The organism is Bacillus cereus group sp. N31, from assembly GCF_016483245.1.
GTDB classification, from domain to species: Bacteria; Bacillota; Bacilli; order Bacillales; family Bacillaceae_G; genus Bacillus_A; species Bacillus_A toyonensis.
The window spans coordinates 113,786-132,808 of sequence record NZ_JAEHCH010000009.1 but is presented as its reverse complement, the minus strand read 5'-3'; the positions used below and the strand labels follow the sequence as shown (position 1 = coordinate 132,808).

Genomic DNA, 19,023 nt, shown 5'->3' with positions numbered 1-19,023 from the left:
GCCCCTTTATTTTTGTTTTTATTCTATCATAAGTATTTCTGATGATAGAGATTGAATATTGATATTAAACTTATTATAAAAACTCTCTTATAATGTAAGTAGAAAGAACATGCATGTTCCAATACGATTATTGGGGTGGTACAAGGTGGAACAAACACTTGTTATACAAAAGAAAAAGGGCTTTGGATTTTCGCAAGGTATTGGGATTACATTATTAATCGCCATTGCTGCGAAATATTTAGCAGAGCTTCCATTTTTAAATATTATGGGACAATTAGTAATTGCTATTCTAATTGGGATGATTTGGCGCGCAGCGATTGGAGTCCCTCCAGAAGCGATAGCGGGAACGAACTTTGCGAGTAAGAAGTTGCTTCGCTTTGGGATTATCTTACTTGGAATGCGATTAAATCTGGTTGATATTGCGAAGGCTGGGCCGAAAGTATTGGTCATCGCAGCGGTAGTTATTACATTCACCATTTTCGTTGTATATGGATTGACAAAAGTATTTAAAGTAGAAAAGAAACTTGGGATTTTAACGGCGTGTGGAACGGCGATTTGTGGTGCGGCAGCGGTCGTGGCAATTGCACCACAAGTGAAAGCGAAGGACGATGAAACGGCGGTTGGTGCCGCAATTATTGCTATTTTAGGTACGATATTTACGCTTATTTATACATTATTATATCCAGTGCTTGGCTTATCTCCGTACGGTTACGGTGTATTCTCGGGAGCGACGCTGCATGAAATTGCTCACGTAATTGCGGCTGCGGCACCAGGCGGTAGCACGGCTGTCGACATCGCAGTTATCGTGAAATTAACGCGCGTTGCGATGCTTGTACCAGTAGCGATTTTAATTGGGTTATGGTTTGGTAAGTGCGAGGGAAGCGAAGAAAAGAAATCGTGGAAGGAGCTTCCGATTCCTTGGTTTATATTCGGATTTTTAGCGATGAGTGCGGTGCATTCACTCGGGATTATCCCCGAAGTTGTTGCCGGCTATATTGTAATAATTGCGTACATGCTTATCGCAATGGCGATGGCAGGTCTCGGTTTAAATGTAGAGTTTAAAACGTTCCGTAAGTTAGGAAGCAAAGCATTTGTAGCAGGGCTGATCGGCTCGGTTTGTCTTTCTATTCTTGGATATGTTCTTGTATGGGTATTAGGATTTATGTAGTAGAGGAGAAAGCTGTTCCAAAAGATATTTTGGGACAGCTTTTTCTTATGATTATAGCGCTATGGATTTCAGTATTTGTTAGTAAGTCGATATATTGGGAGAATCGCCGATATAAATGGATTTGCGCTGATATATTTAGAAAATCGCCGATATAAATGGAGTTGCGTCGATATATTGGGAGAATCGCTGATATAAACTTAACTACTATCGTACTTTGTTAGAGAAGGTGTTCAGTGGAATGTTTTTCAAAAATTTGTAAATTAATCTTTACTTGTAATTGGAAAATATTTATAATTTAAGTAAAGATATCTTTACTTTTGAAGGTGGATCCTATGGGTGTGAAAAATAAAATTAAAGAATTAAGAAAGCAAAATCATATAACACAAGTTGAAATGGCAAAGGTGATGCAGGTGACACGTCAGACGATTGTAGCGATTGAAAATCACCATTACAATCCGAGTCTAGAGTTATCCCTAAAAATCGCCAAATATTTTGGGATGAAGGTGGAGGAAATCTTTACGCTGGAGTAAGGGGAGAAAAAATGGAAAATGCTAAAAAGTTGTATATCGATGCGTTTTTTAGATTGTTGTTGGGAGACGTTTTCGTTCGTATTATGAATCCAGCTATACCAATTTTACCGCTCGTAGTTAGTAACGTTTTAGCAATTGTATTTTTGACAGTGTATGTGTATTAAAAAAAGCGTAAGTACATAAAAGAAGAATTTCCAGATATAGATGAGCGAGTAAATGAAAATATAAAAAAGCATGTAAATGTTTCGTTTATCTTCGCATTCATTCTACTTATAGTTTATATTATTGCGAGCAAAGCGATAGGGAGAATTACTATACCTATTTCAGAAATATTCATTGTATGTAGTTTCTTATTTGCCAGTAGTCTCATCGTAGGAGTTATGAAGGAAAAACGAGCATAGGGATAGGAGGAATGAAAATGCAAGATGAGTTTGAGAGATTTCAGTCGGATAAAGCGTTTAAATATGTAGGGTTGTTTTTCACAATTAGTTTAGCCGTGTGGAGTTTGTACAATTTAATCGTTTATGGAAGTGCTGGCATGCCGTTTGTGTTATTTGTACTAGGGCAGTTTGTTTATTTCTTTGTGAACTATTGGCCGAAGTGGAAATATAGAAATAGTAAAGGTGCTAATCGTGTATGAGTATGGCATTGAAGAATGTGTTAACAACAAGAAATAATAGATAGAAAAAGGGGAACTGGGATGGGATTACCGGTGTTATGTATCGCTACAGCTATTTTTGCTTTGTTTTGGGGAATGCAGAACTTCTCTCGTAATCCAGTACCAAGTATTTGTATTATGCTTGGTACTGTAGGTTTATCATATTATTTATTAGTTTCAGCTCATTACCATAAAACAGCAACAAGCGTTGTTGTTGGAGCACTTATTTTATTTTGTGGGCGCGCTGTACAAAAAGGATTATTTCCGTAAAAGCTGTTTATACAATGAGTATAAACAGCTTTTTGTATTTTTTTTACAAAAGTCTTGAAAGTTACGTAACGTCATCTTTTATAATGAAGGGGAAGAGGTGATGGTAGTGATTTCAATACAAGAATTGACGAGAGAGACAGGGGTAACAGTACGTACATTACGTTATTATGATCAAATAGATTTATTAAAGCCGAGCGGGAAAACAGAAGGCGGGCATCGTTTATATAGTGAAGCTGACGTAATACGTCTCCAACAAATTTTATTTTTAAAGGAAATGGGATTTTCACTAAAAGAGTCTGCGAATATGTTAGTAAAAGGTGAGCTTAACTTAAAGGATTCGCTTGAAAAACAACTTCGGTTTGTACAGGAAGAACAAAAGAAATTCAATCGAATGGAGCGCGTTTTACAAGCAGTTGTTTATTCGGTGGATGTGGAGGGAGAGCTCGATTGGAAAGTTATGTTTGAACTGATCCAGCTTTCGAAACAGTCTTCTCGTATACGTGAAATATTTCAAAATGAAGTATTTTCAAAGGAAGAACAAAAGTTGCTTCATAATTTGCCAAATATGAGTGAAGAAGATCCGAATGTTCTAGAATGGGTGGATTTATTAAAGCAATTACGCACTTTTATGAAAGACGGTAAAGAAACTGCAAGTGATGAGGTGCAAGGGGCAATGAAGAGATTAATGCAGAAGTGTTTAGAAATGGCCAATGGTGATGAAGCGTTTTTAGATAAGTTATGGGAAGTTAGAAAATCGAAGGAAGATTCACAGAAAATGAGCATGTATCCAATCGAAGAAGAATTTTTATTATATATGGATGAAGCTTTTCGTATATATGATGAAAAGGAGAAGGATAAATGAGTATACTCGCAGAATATCGTTGGTACTTTTTAATTGGGGCAGAAATTGTGTTTTGGTTATCAGCTATCGGTTTCTTTTTACTTCGTTACGGATTTCGTTTGAAAAAGGCGAGTTTTATTATGGGGATTGTACTACTTGTAAATGAAGTGTTTATTTTAACTTTAGGAGTAGTGGACTATTATCAAACAGGAAAGTTCTCTAACTTTCAAATCATTACTGTCATTATTTTATTATATGCGGTCTTCTACGGGAAAAAGGATTTGAAGAAGCTTGATATATTTGTGCAAAAGTTAGCTGCGAAATGGCGGAATGAACCAGCGCCTATTATGGAAGAACAGGTAGAATTAACAGGTATGGCCTATGCGAAGCAGGAAATGAAAAATTGGGTATTACATCTTGTTTTATTCGTTGGTGTGCATATATTCTTTTTCTTCGAGTATGGATTTATTCCATTTGAACAATGGGGAAATTGGTTAGAATCGGGAATCGTTTTAAATAAAGCTGCAAGTCGCGTGAGCCAAGTGTGGGCAATTATATTTTTAGTTGATACAGCAATTTCATTTTCATATGTTATTTTTCCGAAGAAGGAGAAAGGGAAAGAAAAGCTACTTTCGTAGAGGAAAGTAGCTTTTGCAGTATACAAATAATTCTTATAGGAGAGGATGACAATAGGAAAAAGAAGTGGTTTTATATGCCTACTTCTCTTTAGTTTAGTAGCATGCTCACAACCTAACATTACAATTGATAAGAAGAATGATGTCATTGTAAAGGAAGCAGTAACTTCTAATCTAGATAAATTTGAAAAGTTCGTTTTGAATGTGGAACAAGGGGAAGTTGATAAAATAAGAATTGTACATTATACACATGAAGGTGATCCGGTTTTTCAAACGTTAGAGTATAGTGGAACAGATATAATTCATATGTTAGATAATAGGCAAGATCGATTTGCTGGTAATCATACAGATATAGATGAAGATAGTTGTAAAAGGATTGTTAAAGAGCAGCGTGAATTACAAACGGCTTATAGGTTAATAGACTGTGTGAATGAAAATGGGCGCAATGGATATGATTTATTATATGTACCTAAAAAATAGAGTTAGTAGAGGAAGGAAGTTTTGACTCCTTCCTTTTTCTATGTATATATTGTCGAAAATTTTACCGAATATCTGTTCGTTTTTTTAGGTTTTTTATGGGCATTCGTGGTAAAATAATAATACAGATTTTTATGAGGAGGTCGGATTTTACTTGGAACATCAATTTGAAATTATCTCAGCGTATTCCCCGCAAGGTGATCAGCCGGTAGCTATAGAGAAGCTTGTAGAGGGACTTAATAGTGGAAAGAAAAAGCAAGTGTTGCTTGGAGCGACAGGGACGGGTAAGACATTTACGATTTCAAATGTCATTAAAGAAGTACAGAAGCCAACACTTGTGATGGCTCATAATAAAACGTTAGCAGGACAATTATATAGTGAGCTGAAAGATTTTTTTCCGAATAATGCAGTTGAATATTTTGTTAGTTATTATGATTATTATCAACCAGAAGCGTATGTGCCGCAAACGGATACTTTTATAGAAAAGGATGCGCAAATTAATGATGAAATCGATAAATTGCGTCACTCAGCAACGTCTGCATTATTTGAACGGGACGATGTAATTATCGTTGCGAGTGTTTCGTGTATATATGGTTTAGGTTCTCCGGAAGAATACCGCGAGTTAGTTGTTTCACTTCGAGTTGGTATGGAAAAGGACCGCAATCAATTGCTTCGTGAACTTGTTGATGTACAGTACGGACGTAATGATATTGATTTCAAGCGTGGGACATTCCGTGTGCGCGGAGATGTAGTTGAAATCTTCCCGGCATCACTTGACGAGCATTGTATTCGAATTGAATTTTTCGGTGATGAAATCGATCGTATTCGTGAAGTAAATGCGTTAACAGGTGAAGTATTAGCAGAACGTGATCATGTAGCAATCTTCCCAGCATCTCACTTCGTTACACGTGAAGAAAAAATGAAGGTTGCTATTGAAAATATAGAAAAAGAATTAGAAGAGCGTTTAAAAGAATTAAATGATAATGGTAAGTTGTTAGAAGCGCAGCGTATAGAGCAACGTACACGTTATGATCTAGAAATGATGCGCGAGATGGGCTTTTGTTCAGGGATTGAAAACTATTCTCGTCATTTAACACTTCGTCCAGCGGGTGCAACGCCGTATACGTTATTAGACTATTTCCCGAAGGATTTCTTAATTGTTATGGATGAGTCGCACGTATCAGTGCCGCAAGTAAGAGCAATGTATAACGGGGACCAAGCACGTAAGCAAGTACTTGTGGATCATGGATTCCGTCTGCCATCAGCTTTAGATAATAGACCGCTCACGTTCGATGAGTTTGAAGAGAAAACGAATCAAGTCATTTACGTTTCGGCAACGCCAGGACCATACGAATTAGAGCAGTCACCGGGGGTAATAGAACAAATTATTCGTCCAACAGGGCTTTTAGATCCACCAATTGATATACGACCAATTGAAGGTCAAATTGACGATTTATTAGGAGAAATTCAAGATCGTATTGCAAAAAATGAACGTGTATTAATTACGACTTTAACGAAAAAAATGTCAGAGGATTTAACGGATTACTTAAAAGATGTAGGAATTAAAGTGAACTATCTTCACTCTGAAATTAAAACGTTAGAACGTATTGAAATTATCCGTGACCTTCGCCTTGGTAAGTTTGATGTACTTGTCGGTATTAACTTATTACGAGAAGGATTAGATATTCCAGAAGTATCACTTGTAGCTATTTTAGATGCAGATAAGGAAGGATTCTTGCGTTCAGAACGTTCGTTAATTCAAACGATTGGTCGTGCGGCGCGTAATGAAAACGGCCGCGTTATTATGTACGCAGATCGCATAACGAGATCGATGGGAATTGCAATTGAAGAAACGCAGCGTCGTCGTACTATACAAGAAGCTTACAATGAAGAGCATGGTATCACGCCGAAAACGATTCAAAAAGGCGTTCGTGATGTAATCCGTGCAACGACAGCGGCCGAAGAACCGGAAACATATGAAGCAACTCCTGCTAAGAAGATGACGAAGAAAGAACGTGAGAAAACAATCGCTAAGATCGAAGCAGAGATGAAAGAAGCAGCAAAAGCGTTAGACTTCGAGCGTGCAGCTGAATTAAGAGATTTACTATTAGAATTAAAAGCGGAAGGGTGAAAAGAGTGAGCATGAGCAAGGATTTTATCGTTGTAAAAGGTGCTAGAGCACATAACTTAAAAAATATTGATGTAACCATTCCGAGAAATCAGCTTGTTGTTGTAACGGGATTGTCTGGTTCAGGGAAATCATCATTAGCGTTTGATACAATTTATGCAGAAGGGCAGCGCAGATACGTAGAATCGTTATCTGCGTATGCACGCCAATTTTTAGGACAAATGGATAAACCGGATGTCGATACGATTGAAGGGTTGTCACCAGCGATTTCGATTGATCAAAAAACAACGAGTCGTAATCCACGTTCAACTGTCGGGACAGTGACGGAGATTTATGATTATTTACGTTTATTATTCGCACGAATTGGTACGCCGATTTGCCCAAATCACGGAATTGAAATTACATCACAAACAGTGGAACAGATGGTAGATCGTGTTCTTGAATATACTGAACGTACGAAATTACAAGTGTTAGCTCCTATCGTGTCAGGACGTAAAGGTGCACATGTGAAAGTACTTGAAGATATTAAGAAGCAAGGTTATGTTCGTGTACGTGTTGATGGTGAAATGCTAGATGTGTCAGAAGAGATTACGTTAGATAAAAATAAGAAGCATTCCATAGAAGTTGTAATTGACCGTATTGTTGTAAAAGAAGGAATTGCAAGCCGTCTTGCTGATTCACTTGAAAGTGCATTAAAGCTTGGCGGGGGACGAGTGTTAATCGATGTTATGGGAGAAGAGGAACTTCTATTTAGTGAACATCATGCATGTCCGCATTGTGGTTTTTCAATTGGTGAATTAGAGCCACGTATGTTCTCATTCAACAGTCCGTTCGGTGCATGTCCTTCTTGTGATGGACTTGGCTCAAAGTTAGAGGTAGATTTAGAGCTTGTCATTCCGAACTGGGATTTAACATTAAATGAACATGCGATTGCTCCTTGGGAACCGACAAGTTCACAATATTACCCACAACTTTTACAATCTGTGTGTAATCATTACGGCGTTGACATGGATATGCCTGTGAAAGATATATCGAAAGATTTATTTGATAAAGTGTTGTACGGGAGCGGTGAAGAGAAAGTTTATTTCCGCTATGTAAATGAATTTGGTCAAGTAAAGGAAAATGAGATTTTATTTGAAGGTGTTATTCCGAATATAGAGCGTCGTTATCGTGAGACGAGTTCTGATTATGTTCGTGAACAAATGGAGAAATATATGGCGGAGCAAGCTTGTCCGAAGTGTAAAGGTGGGCGCTTAAAGCCTGAGAGTTTAGCTGTTTTCGTTGGTGATAAAACGATTGCTGACGTAACGAAATATTCTGTTCAAGAAGTACAGGAATTCTTCTCAAATGTTGAGTTAACGGAGAAACAACAAAAAATTGCTCATTTAATTTTAAGAGAAATTCAAGAACGTGTAGGTTTCTTAGTAAACGTTGGCTTAGATTATTTAACGTTAAGTCGTGCGGCTGGTACTTTATCAGGTGGTGAGGCACAACGTATTCGCCTAGCAACACAAATTGGTTCTCGACTCACTGGCGTACTTTACATCCTTGATGAGCCTTCTATCGGTTTACATCAGCGCGATAATGATCGTCTTATTCGTACATTGCAGGAAATGCGTGACTTAGGAAATACGTTAATTGTTGTTGAGCATGATGAAGATACGATGATGGCTGCTGATTATTTACTTGATATCGGACCTGGTGCAGGTATTCATGGTGGTCAAGTTGTATCAGCAGGTACACCAGCTGAAGTTATGCAAGATGAGAATTCGTTAACAGGAAAATATTTAAGCGGTAAAGAGTTTATTCCAGTTCCACTTGAAAGACGTAAAGGTGACGGACGTAAAGTGGAGATTGTCGGTGCAAAAGAGAATAACTTAAAGAATGCAAAGATGTCATTCCCACTTGGTACGTTTGTAGCGGTAACGGGTGTATCTGGATCAGGTAAAAGTACGATGATTAATGAAGTACTATATAAATCGTTAGCGCAAAAGTTATATAAAGCGAAAGCGAAGCCAGGTACTCATAAAGAGATTAAAGGTCTTGAGCATTTAGATAAAGTAATTGATATTGATCAATCGCCAATCGGTCGTACACCACGTTCTAACCCAGCGACGTATACAGGTGTATTCGATGATATTCGTGATGTGTTTGCTCAAACGAATGAAGCGAAAGTGCGCGGATATCAAAAAGGACGTTTTAGCTTTAATGTGAAAGGCGGACGTTGTGAAGCGTGCCGTGGTGATGGAATTATTAAAATCGAAATGCACTTCTTACCAGACGTATACGTGCCGTGTGAAGTTTGTCATGGTAAACGTTACAACCGTGAAACGTTAGAAGTGAAATATAAAGATAAGAACATTTCTGAAGTATTAGGAATGACAATTGAAGATGGGGTAGAGTTCTTCGCTAATATCCCAAAAATTAAGCGTAAACTTCAAACGCTTGTAGACGTTGGGCTAGGTTATATGAAATTAGGACAGCCGGCAACGACGTTATCAGGTGGTGAAGCACAGCGTGTGAAATTAGCCTCTGAATTACACCGTCGTTCTACAGGGCGTACGTTATACATTTTAGACGAACCAACGACGGGTTTACATGCACATGATATTGCACGTCTTCTAGAAGTGTTGCAACGTCTTGTAGAGAGTGGTGAGACGGTACTTGTAATTGAACATAATTTAGATGTGATTAAAACAGCTGATTATATCGTTGACCTTGGACCAGAGGGCGGGGACAAAGGTGGACAAATCGTCGCTTCTGGAACGCCAGAGCAAGTAGTAAAAGAAGAACGCTCGTATACAGGTAAGTATTTAAAAGAGATTTTAAATCGTGATAAAGCAAGAATGAAAGAGAAAATAAAAGAAGTAGAGCTATCGCAATAAGTTTATTACGAAAAACCGAGTGGAAATGACACTCGGTTTTTCGTTTATAGAGGGAGAAAATGGAGTTTATAGATGTTTTAAGAAAGAAAAATATGAAGGTAAGAGAGTTTCAAAATTGGGGTGTTTATTTTCGCAAGCGCTGGGAGGAGCATTTTGCAAACCATTTAAGTGATGAAGAAAAAGAAGACATTTTCCTTTATGGAGATAAGTATGGCTGTGGGTATCTTTGGCACATATTTAGTTACGAGAAGAAGAAGTGTTTAGAGGGGAAAGAAGCGGAGAACGCGTTTCATAATGAAGCGAAAAAGGAGTGCTGTATCTTCTATCAACACTGTAATGATGTACTACTAATAAAAGATGCGAGTTTATTAAGTATGGATGATATATTACGTGAAACAGATGATATGTATAAAGGTGATATATATATTGTAGATAAAGATTTCACTTGGATTTTTGTAAAAACTCATGAACATAGATGGTGTGGTCCTTATTTTACTAGGAGATGTTAGTAGGTATACAAGCATGAAGGGTAGAATAAGTTGATATAAGTGTTTGTATGATACTTGCGTTTATTGTCTATTAGCGTATGATGAAATATATATGTCAAAAGGATGTGTAAGAAAATGAGATGGATTGTATCACTTCTTGTAAATAGCGTTGTGTTAATCGCTGTATCGGGACTTTTAAAAGGGATTGCACCAGACGCGTTTTACGTAGCAAATATACAAACTGCAATTATTGCGAGTATTATATTGGCGGTTTTAAATGTGTTTGTAAAACCATTTTTAATTTTAATTACGCTACCAATTACTGTTGTAACGTTCGGGTTCTTCTTAATTGTTATTAATGCGATTACGTTAAAAATAACAGATTCATTATTAGGAGATGCTTTTAATATAACAGGGTTTGGCGTAGCAATTATTGCGGCAATTTGTATTTCTATTTTTAATATGATAATTGAAAAGGCAATTGTTGAACCGTTATATGAAAAAAAGAGAAAATGACAAAAAGAAAAACATTTCATCATTCGTATGAAATGTTTTTTTCTATTTATGAGAAACCGTATTTCTTGTTTCCAGAAAAAAATGGTACAATATCCGGTAGAATGGAATTTTACATCAAACGAGACTGAACCCGCAGCGGAGTGGAGGTTTATACATATGCCAAAAGTAAGGACAAAAGATTTAATTGAACAATTTCAATTGGAGTTAATAAGTGGTGAAGAAGGAATTCATCGTCCGATTGATACAAGTGATTTATCACGACCTGGAATTGAAATGGCAGGATTCTTTACATATTATCCAGCTGATCGCGTGCAGCTTCTTGGAAAAACGGAGCTTACGTTCTTTGATACGTTAACGACAGAGCAAAAACAAGAGAGAATGAAAGCGCTTTGTACCGAGGAGACGCCATGTATTATTATAACTCGTAATCAAGATGTACCAGATGAGTTATTACAAGCATCACGTGAATCAGGCATGCCTTTATTACGTTCTTCTCAAACGACAACGAGATTATCAAGTCGTTTAACAAATTATTTAGAAGGTAAGTTAGCACCAACAACTGCTGTTCATGGTGTATTAGTGGATATTTACGGTGTTGGTGTTTTAATTACAGGTCAAAGTGGTGTTGGTAAAAGTGAGACAGCTCTTGAACTTGTGAAGCGTGGCCATCGCCTTGTTGCGGATGATAGTGTAGAAATTCGCCAAGAAGATGAAGATACATTAGTAGGAAGCTCACCAGATTTAATTGAGCATTTATTAGAAATTCGTGGTCTAGGTATCATTAACGTTATGACGTTATTTGGTGCAGGAGCAGTGCGAAATTATAAGCGTATTACACTTGTTATTAATCTTGAAATTTGGGATCAAAAGAAAAATTATGATCGCTTAGGTCTCGATGAAGAGAAGATGAAGATTATTGATACAGAACTTACGAAGATTACACTTCCAGTTCGTCCTGGCCGAAACTTGGCTGTTATTATTGAAGTAGCAGCGATGAACTTCCGTTTGAAACGTATGGGAGTCAATGCGGCACAACAGTTTTCTGAACGATTAATGAGTGCGATTGAGTTAGGGAATCAGGAGTAAACTTTGGAGAGGGAGGTCATACATATGCTGTTAGGTTCTGTACCACAGCTTGACCGCGTAGCCATCCAACTTGGGCCGTTTCCTGTTTATTGGTATGGGATTATTATCGGTACAGGTGTGCTATTAGGTCTTTGGCTAGCAACTCGTGAGGGAGAAAGGCTAGGTATTCCAAAAGATACATTTGTTGACCTTGTATTAATTGCAGTACCGATCGCTATTCTATTTGCGAGAATGTACTATGTTATTTTTGAATGGGAATATTACGCGCAAAATCCGAGTCAAATTATTAATATTCGTCAAGGTGGCTTGGCGATTCATGGTGGTTTAATCGGGGCTGTTATTACAGGTATTCTTTTTGCAAAACGACGCGGGCTTTCATTCTGGAAGTTGGCGGATATTGCTGCGCCGAGTATTTTATTAGGACAAGCAATTGGCCGATGGGGAAACTTTATGAACCAAGAGGCGCATGGTGATGAAGTAACGAGACAGTTTTTAGAAGGTCTTCATTTACCAGATTTCATTATTAATCAAATGTATATCGAGGGTGTGTATTATCACCCGACGTTTTTATATGAATCATTATGGAATTTTGCAGGTGTCATTTTATTACTCGCACTACGAAAAGTGAATTTACGACGCGGGGAATTATTCTTTACATATTTAATTTGGTATTCAGTAGGGCGCTTCTTCGTAGAAGGCTTACGTACAGATAGTTTAATGCTAGGACCACTTCGTATTGCACAAGTAATGTCAATTGGACTTGTTGTTATTTCTATTATTTTCATTATTGTGAGACGAAAAATGGGGCAAGCTGATAAAAGATATTCAGAAAATTAGAGACAAGTAGCATCTTATTATAAGATGCTGCTTCTTTCATATTCAGGAAAGCGAAAGGACTAGGGCGATGCAAATAAATACAGTGTTATTTGATTTAGATGGAACTTTAATTAATACAAACGAACTTATTATTTCTTCTTTTTTACACACTTTAAATACATATTATCCAGATCAATATAAGCGTGAAGATGTGCTGCCATTTATCGGTCCATCTTTGCATGATACTTTCAGCAAGATTGATGAAGATAAAGTTGAAGAGATGATTACATGTTATCGTCAATTTAACCATGAGCATCATGATGAATTAGTAGAAGAATATGAAACTGTATACGAAACAGTTCAAGAGTTGAAAAAACAAGGTTATAAAGTTGGTATTGTTACAACGAAAGCGAGACAAACCGTTGAGATGGGATTAAAGTTGTCAAAGCTTGATGAGTTTTTTGATGTTGTCGTGACAATTGATGATGTGGAACATGTGAAGCCACATCCAGAACCACTTCAAAAAGCGCTCGAGTTACTAGATGCGAAACCAGGAGAAACAGTGATGGTTGGGGATAATCACCATGATATTGTCGGCGGACAAAATGCGGGTACGAAAACAGCTGCGGTTTCATGGACTTTGAAAGGTAGAGCGTATTTAGAATCTTACAAACCAGACTTTATGCTAGATAAAATGAGTGATTTACTGCCGATTTTGTCCGGTATTAACCGATCATAAGTAGAGGAGAGGGTTAAGTGCGACGGACAACGCGCTATCCTGTTTCAGGAGAGAATTCATTATGGAATGTGTATAAAACCGTGTCTTTTTGGAAGGTAATGAAAAACTTTATTATTATTCAAATTGCACGTTACACACCATTTTTATCTGTGAAGAATTGGTTATATCGTACGTTTTTAGGAATGAAAGTAGGAGAAAAAACATCATTTGCACTTATGGTTATGCCGGATATTATGTTTCCCGAAAAAATTACTGTGGGTGACAATTCAATTATCGGATACAATACAACGCTTTTAGCACATGAATATTTGATTCGTGAATATCGACTTGGAGAGATCGTCATAGGGAATGAAGTGATGATTGGAGCGAACACGACAATCTTACCAGGGGTAAGGATTGGAGATAGCGCTATTGTTTCGGCTGGAACACTTGTCCATAAAGATGTACCGAGCGGCGCTTTCGTAGGTGGAAATCCAATGCGTATTATTTATACGAAAGAGGAAATGGCGGCCCGAGAAGGTTGATGCTAAAAATGTAACATTTCTTTTCTTTTTTTATGAATAAAAAGGAAATAATTGAGTATAATATACTGTTTTGTTTTTTACGGAATCGTTTATACTTATAGATAGAAGAATGTGTGAGCGAAGAAAACAAAAAACTGGAGGATATATGGGGAAAAATCAAAGGATATATAAGGAGAACGGACAAGTTATCTCTTTTAACCAATTAGCGGACTTCTTTTATAAAAAAGGGATGAGGGCTTACAAAGGGCAAAAATTGCAAGATGCAATTAAATATTTTCGAAGAGCGGCACAAAGCGAGAAGGAGCCGTTTATTTTATGCCAATTAGCAATAGCGTTATCTGAGGCTGGTGAATACCAAGAGTCGAATCAGATATTTCTAAAGCTTGCTAGATCCAACCCTGAACTTGAACAATGCTATTATTTTATTGCAAATAATTATGCATATATGGGTTTATTTCAACAAGCGAAGAAGTATGCGGATCGATATTTAGAAGTTGCGAAAGAGAAGGAATTTGTAGAAGATACATTAGAATTGCTTGAGATTATGGAAGAAGAAGCAATGGGTGCGGAAGAGATTGAGGATGAAGATGATTTAATTGTTATGCAAGAAGAGGCAAATCGTTATATTCGTAATGGACAATTAGAAGAAGCAATTGCTACATTAGAAATTGTTACGAAAGATTATCCGGAATTTTGGTCGGGTCATAATAATTTAGCCATCGCACATTTTCAATCTGGTAATGTAGACAAAGCGCTGAAATTAACGGAAATGATTTTAGAGAAAAATCCTGGTAATATACATGCGCTTTGTAATACGCTTATTTTTCTATATTCAATTGGGGAACATAAACAAGTAGAAGCATTAGCGGGACAGCTAGTTTCAGTATATCCGATTTCATTTGAACATCGTTTGAAACTTGGAACGACCCTTGCAACAATTGGTTATTTCGAGCATGCATATAAGTGGTTCAAAGTATTAAAGCGTCAAGGATATGAGGGAGACGTAAGTTTTTATTATTGGTTTGCTTATTCTGCGTATATGGTGAAAAATCAGCAAGTAGCTGAAAAAATGTGGCAACATGTAGTAGAATTGCACCCTGATAAAAAAGGAAAAGAGCCGTGGAACGCACTAAATTTAGCGGATGAAGGGCAAAACGTGTTGTTTGAAGAATTACAAAAGTCATTTCAGCAAAGTGCGACGCTAGAGGAGCAAATGCTAGCTTTATATTTAATGAATGAATTGTCAACACCAGAGAAGGTCGGATTCTTTTTTGATGTAACGCAAGTGAAAAATGGTGTTCCAATTGTATCGCAACTTGCAAAGTATTTCTTTTTACTTAATAGTCATAAAGGTATTCCTGCTGATTTACAGCAATTTGAACAATGCGCGCGAATCGCGGACGCATTATATAATTATACGAAAAAGGACGATGAACTAATCGAAGAGTGTTTACACTTTTGGTTTTGTACGTTCATACGTTTATATACATCCGGGTCTGTTTTTACAAACGTGTACGGTTGGTCGGCGGCAATTGAATATATTGTGCGCGGCGAACAAGGAAATAAGATGACACAGTCGGAGCTTGGAGATGTATATAATGTATCTGTAGCGACTGTTCGAAAGTATGTGCAAGCTGTTAAGCGTACGCACACATAGTATAAGCAAATCATTGGGAAAAAAATGATGCTAACAGTATAATGAGGGTAACTTAATTGTGTAGGAATGGATAGGAGTGAATGGTGTGTCAGAAGAAAAAATTTATGATGTCATTATTATTGGTGCAGGACCAGCTGGTATGACAGCTGCAGTATATACATCTCGTGCGAATTTAAGCACATTAATGCTTGAGCGTGGTATTCCAGGTGGCCAAATGGCAAACACAGAAGATGTAGAAAATTATCCAGGTTATGAGTCTATTTTAGGACCAGACTTATCAAATAAAATGTTCGAGCATGCGAAGAAATTTGGTGCTGAATATGCATATGGTGATGTGAAAGCAGTCATCGATGGTAAAGAATATAAAACAATTATTGCTGGTAAAAAAGAATATAAAGCACGTGCAATTATCGTTGCAAGCGGTGCAGAATATAAAAAAATTGGTGTGCCAGGTGAAACAGAGCTTGGCGGCCGCGGTGTATCATATTGTGCAGTATGTGATGGGGCATTCTTTAAAGGAAAAGAACTTGTTGTTATTGGAGGCGGAGATTCAGCTGTTGAAGAGGGTGTGTTCTTAACGCGCTTCGCATCAAAAGTAACAATCGTTCACCGTCGTGACACTCTTCGTGCACAGAAAATTTTACAAGATCGTGCATTCCAAAACGAGAAAGTGGATTTCATTTGGAATCACACTATAAAAGAAATTAATGATGCAAATGGTAAAGTAGGAAGTGTAACACTTGTAGACGTAAATAGTGGAGAAGAGAAAGAAGTAAAAACTGATGGCGTTTTCGTATACATCGGTATGTTACCTTTATCAAAACCATTTGTTGAACTAGGTATTACAAATGAAAATGGTTACCTTGAAACGAACGAGCGTATGGAAACGAAAGTTCCTGGTATTTTCGCAGCAGGTGATGTTCGTGAAAAAATGCTTCGTCAAATTGTAACGGCAACAGGTGACGGTAGTATTGCTGCACAAAGTGCACAACATTACGTAGAAGAATTATTAGAGGAATTAAAAACTGTAACAGAAAAATAAGGGGTAATACTCCTTTTGAGAAGAAAGCTACCGATAGGAGCTTTCTTTTTTTATGTAAAAATGTCAAAGTTTTGTCAAAAACAATTAGGATTATAAGCTTTCTTATTGATATACTGGACTTTACGGAAAAAATCACTATAAGAAATGAGGAATTTATTCAGTATGGAATGGCGTAATATATATCGTGGATTTTGTATGGGAGTTAGTGATTTAATTCCTGGTGTGAGCGGCGGTACAATCGCTGTAGTGTTAGGGATTTATGAACAATTGCTTGCGGCAATTAGCGGATTCTTTAGTCGTGAATGGAAAAAACATTTAGGATTTTTAATTCCCCTTGCAGCTGGTGTGGCGGCAGCGTTTTTAACGTTAAGTCACGTTATTAAATATTTACTTGCAAATCATTATGAACCGACTCAATTTTTCTTCCTCGGTTTAATTATTAGTATATTACCGATGTTAATGAGAGAAGCTGATGCAAAGGCGACGTTTAAAGGTAAGCACATCGCTTTATTAATAATTGCAGCTATTCTTGTTGCGATAACAGCGTTCTTTAAGCCAGATAAGGCAGCAGATCCAATTACGACGTTAACAATTTTAAATGCAATCGGTTTATTTTTCGCAGGATGGATGGCTAGTATGGCTATGCTCCTTCCTGGAATTAGCGGATCGTTTATTTTATTAATTATTGGTGTTTATCCAACGGCAATTAACGCTTTAACTACACTTAATTTACCATTAATTATGGTTATTGGTGCTGGTGTTATGGTCGGATTTGTTGTAAGTAGTAAAGGAATTAGCTTTTTATTAGATCGTTATAAAAATATGACATTTGCAGTAATTATTGGACTTGTTATCGGTTCGATTGTAATTGTTTTCCCTGGTATTCCAACTGGCGGATTTTCAATTGTAAGTTCGATCATTACCTTCATTTTAGGATTTACGATTGTTACTTATTTCGGTAAGAAATAAAGAATGTAATCCCCTTAGCGATAAAAATCGTTAAGGGGATTTTTATGTGTGATTCATTGTAATTGCAAGCATTTAGATTGCTTGTTATAGAAAGCTTTTTTACAATTGTTGAGGACTATGTGTTTAGCGAAAGAGGACTGGCTCCTTCGTTGTAGCAAACTGTTTTTGATAGTATAATGAAATGAGTATGCAGTGATAAATTTTGCTGCAAGTAGCTGAGGTGAAGAAACATGCAAAGAGTGACAAACTGTGTGTTAATTAGAGATAATGAAGTACTCTTACTCCAAAAACCTCGCCGAAATTGGTGGGTTGCACCAGGCGGGAAGATGGAGCGTGGTGAGACAGTAAGAGATTCCGTTGTTCGCGAGTATCGTGAAGAAACAGGTATTTATTTAAAGAACCCAGCGTTAAAAGGGGTCTTCACCTTTGTCATCCAAGAAGGTGATAAAGTTGTTTCTGAATGGATGATGTTCTCCTTTTTAGCGACAGATTTTGCAGGAGAAAACAAACTAGAGAGCGAAGAAGGCATCATTGGTTGGCATACATTTGATAAGATTGATGATTTAGCAATGGCGCCAGGAGATTATCACATTATTGATTATTTAATTAAAGGGAATGGTATAATCTACGGTACATTTGTATATACCCCAGATTTTGAGCTGCTTTCATATCGATTAGATCCGAGTTAAATTGCCAAGGAGAGGATACGATGACAGAAAATAATGATATAAAAATGGTGATTATTACAGGAATGTCTGGAGCCGGAAAAACAGTAGCTTTACAAAGTTTTGAAGATTTAGGATATTTCTGTGTAGATAATTTACCGCCGATGTTATTGCCGAAGTTTATTGAGCTTATGTCGGATTCAAAAGGGAAAATGAATAAAGTAGCGCTTGGCGTTGATTTACGTGGCCGAGAGTTTTTCGAACATTTATGGGGAGCGCTTGATGATTTATCAGAACGTACATGGATTATTCCTCATATTTTATTTTTAGATGCGAAAGATAGTACGCTTGTAACTCGTTATAAAGAAACGAGACGTTCGCATCCGCTTGCGCCGACTGGTTTGCCGTTAAAGGGAATCGAAGCGGAGCGTAGTTTATTAACAGATATGAAGGCACGAGCGAATATTGTGCTTGATACATCGGATTTAAAACCGAAAGAATTACGTGAAAAAATTGTTCATTTGTTTTCTACTGAAACTGAGCAAGCATTTCGTGTAAATGTTATGTCCTTTGGATTTAAGTACGGTATTCCAATTGATGCAGATTTAGTATTTGATGTTCGTTTTTTACCAAATCCATATTACATTCCACATATGAAGCCATTAACAGGACTAGATGAAGAAGTTTCGTCGTATGTACTGAAATTTAATGAGACACATAAGTTTTTAGAGAAACTGATAGATCTCATTACTTTCATGCTGCCTCATTATAAAAGAGAAGGCAAAAGTCAACTTGTAATTGCAATTGGATGTACAGGTGGACAGCATCGTTCTGTTACGCTTACAGAGTACCTTGGGAAACATTTGAAACCAGAGTATAGCGTTCATGTATCTCATCGTGATGTGGAGAAGAGAAAGGGCCATTAGGGG

At 37.1% G+C, this 19,023-nt stretch carries 20 protein-coding genes and 1 pseudogene; all 21 read left to right on the top strand.

The features are described 5' to 3' along the window. Positions 1 to 145 precede the first annotated feature (145 nt). The 21 genes and pseudogenes from JDS81_RS13890 (at position 146) to rapZ (ending at position 19,020) form a co-directional block, all read left to right on the top strand. Positions 146 to 1,168, top strand: coding sequence for a YeiH family protein (locus JDS81_RS13890; RefSeq protein ID WP_142312444.1), 1,023 nt, complete (start codon positions 146 to 148; stop codon positions 1,166 to 1,168). 332 nt (positions 1,169 to 1,500) lie between these two features. Next, the gene (locus tag JDS81_RS13885) at positions 1,501 to 1,698 is read left to right on the top strand and encodes a helix-turn-helix transcriptional regulator (RefSeq protein ID WP_000538369.1); all 198 of its coding nucleotides are present in this window, start codon (positions 1,501 to 1,503) and stop codon (positions 1,696 to 1,698) included. 11 nt (positions 1,699 to 1,709) lie between these two features. Then, positions 1,710 to 2,099 (top strand): annotated as a pseudogene (locus JDS81_RS30400) (hypothetical protein). A gap of 17 nt (positions 2,100 to 2,116) precedes the next feature. Next, positions 2,117 to 2,338 (top strand): hypothetical protein, encoded by a 222-nt coding sequence (locus tag JDS81_RS13875; RefSeq protein ID WP_097954034.1) that lies wholly within the window; start codon positions 2,117 to 2,119, stop codon positions 2,336 to 2,338. Positions 2,339 to 2,398: 60 nt separating this feature from the next. Then, positions 2,399 to 2,626, top strand: coding sequence for a hypothetical protein (locus JDS81_RS13870; RefSeq protein WP_097954033.1), 228 nt, complete (start codon positions 2,399 to 2,401; stop codon positions 2,624 to 2,626). A gap of 100 nt (positions 2,627 to 2,726) precedes the next feature. Beyond that, the gene (locus tag JDS81_RS13865) at positions 2,727 to 3,488 is read left to right on the top strand and encodes a MerR family transcriptional regulator (RefSeq protein ID WP_000260340.1); all 762 of its coding nucleotides are present in this window, start codon (positions 2,727 to 2,729) and stop codon (positions 3,486 to 3,488) included. Then, on the top strand, positions 3,485 to 4,105 hold the full coding sequence (locus JDS81_RS13860) for a hypothetical protein (RefSeq protein WP_097954032.1): 621 nt from the start codon (positions 3,485 to 3,487) through the stop codon (positions 4,103 to 4,105). The genes JDS81_RS13865 and JDS81_RS13860 overlap by 4 nt, the downstream gene beginning before the upstream one ends. A 45-nt stretch (positions 4,106 to 4,150) precedes the next feature. Further along, complete coding sequence (locus JDS81_RS13855; protein WP_000151994.1) at positions 4,151 to 4,582, top strand: DUF4362 domain-containing protein; 432 nt, start codon at positions 4,151 to 4,153, stop codon at positions 4,580 to 4,582. A gap of 151 nt (positions 4,583 to 4,733) precedes the next feature. After that, entirely contained in the window at positions 4,734 to 6,710 is a 1,977-nt protein-coding gene (uvrB, locus tag JDS81_RS13850) for an excinuclease ABC subunit B (RefSeq protein ID WP_000401006.1), read from the top strand. Positions 6,711 to 6,721: 11 nt separating this feature from the next. Next, positions 6,722 to 9,592, top strand: a complete 2,871-nt coding sequence (gene uvrA / locus JDS81_RS13845) for an excinuclease ABC subunit UvrA (protein ID WP_142312866.1) — start codon at positions 6,722 to 6,724, stop codon at positions 9,590 to 9,592. Between the two features lie 59 nt (positions 9,593 to 9,651). After that, positions 9,652 to 10,101, top strand: a complete 450-nt coding sequence (locus JDS81_RS13840) for a DUF4275 family protein (RefSeq protein WP_097954030.1) — start codon at positions 9,652 to 9,654, stop codon at positions 10,099 to 10,101. A 114-nt stretch (positions 10,102 to 10,215) separates the two neighbouring features. Beyond that, positions 10,216 to 10,596, top strand: a complete 381-nt coding sequence (locus JDS81_RS13835) for a phage holin family protein (protein ID WP_001267312.1) — start codon at positions 10,216 to 10,218, stop codon at positions 10,594 to 10,596. 156 nt (positions 10,597 to 10,752) lie between these two features. Continuing rightward, the gene (gene hprK / locus JDS81_RS13830; RefSeq protein WP_001127251.1) at positions 10,753 to 11,682 is read left to right on the top strand and encodes an HPr(Ser) kinase/phosphatase; all 930 of its coding nucleotides are present in this window, start codon (positions 10,753 to 10,755) and stop codon (positions 11,680 to 11,682) included. A gap of 24 nt (positions 11,683 to 11,706) precedes the next feature. Further along, the gene (gene lgt, locus JDS81_RS13825) at positions 11,707 to 12,519 is read left to right on the top strand and encodes a prolipoprotein diacylglyceryl transferase (protein ID WP_000924230.1); all 813 of its coding nucleotides are present in this window, start codon (positions 11,707 to 11,709) and stop codon (positions 12,517 to 12,519) included. 67 nt (positions 12,520 to 12,586) lie between these two features. Beyond that, positions 12,587 to 13,237, top strand: coding sequence for a pyrophosphatase PpaX (gene ppaX, locus JDS81_RS13820; RefSeq protein ID WP_097954029.1), 651 nt, complete (start codon positions 12,587 to 12,589; stop codon positions 13,235 to 13,237). A gap of 17 nt (positions 13,238 to 13,254) precedes the next feature. Then, positions 13,255 to 13,761: an acyltransferase gene (locus tag JDS81_RS13815; protein WP_001255056.1), complete on the top strand. Its 507-nt coding sequence runs from the start codon at positions 13,255 to 13,257 to the stop codon at positions 13,759 to 13,761. A gap of 145 nt (positions 13,762 to 13,906) precedes the next feature. Then, positions 13,907 to 15,418 carry a tetratricopeptide repeat protein gene (locus JDS81_RS13810; protein ID WP_000517711.1) on the top strand — a complete coding sequence of 504 codons (1,512 nt, stop codon included), beginning with the start codon at positions 13,907 to 13,909 and terminating at the stop codon, positions 15,416 to 15,418. Between the two features lie 85 nt (positions 15,419 to 15,503). Further along, a complete protein-coding gene (trxB, locus tag JDS81_RS13805; RefSeq protein ID WP_001288066.1) occupies positions 15,504 to 16,460 on the top strand; it encodes a thioredoxin-disulfide reductase in 957 nt (318 codons plus the stop codon). A 162-nt stretch (positions 16,461 to 16,622) separates the two neighbouring features. Beyond that, positions 16,623 to 17,429 carry a DUF368 domain-containing protein gene (locus tag JDS81_RS13800; RefSeq protein ID WP_000455191.1) on the top strand — a complete coding sequence of 269 codons (807 nt, stop codon included), beginning with the start codon at positions 16,623 to 16,625 and terminating at the stop codon, positions 17,427 to 17,429. A 230-nt stretch (positions 17,430 to 17,659) separates the two neighbouring features. Beyond that, complete coding sequence (locus JDS81_RS13795; RefSeq protein WP_001190080.1) at positions 17,660 to 18,118, top strand: NUDIX hydrolase; 459 nt, start codon at positions 17,660 to 17,662, stop codon at positions 18,116 to 18,118. A 20-nt stretch (positions 18,119 to 18,138) separates the two neighbouring features. Next, on the top strand, positions 18,139 to 19,020 hold the full coding sequence (gene rapZ / locus JDS81_RS13790) for an RNase adapter RapZ (RefSeq protein ID WP_000138467.1): 882 nt from the start codon (positions 18,139 to 18,141) through the stop codon (positions 19,018 to 19,020). Positions 19,021 to 19,023: the final 3 nt, after the last annotated feature.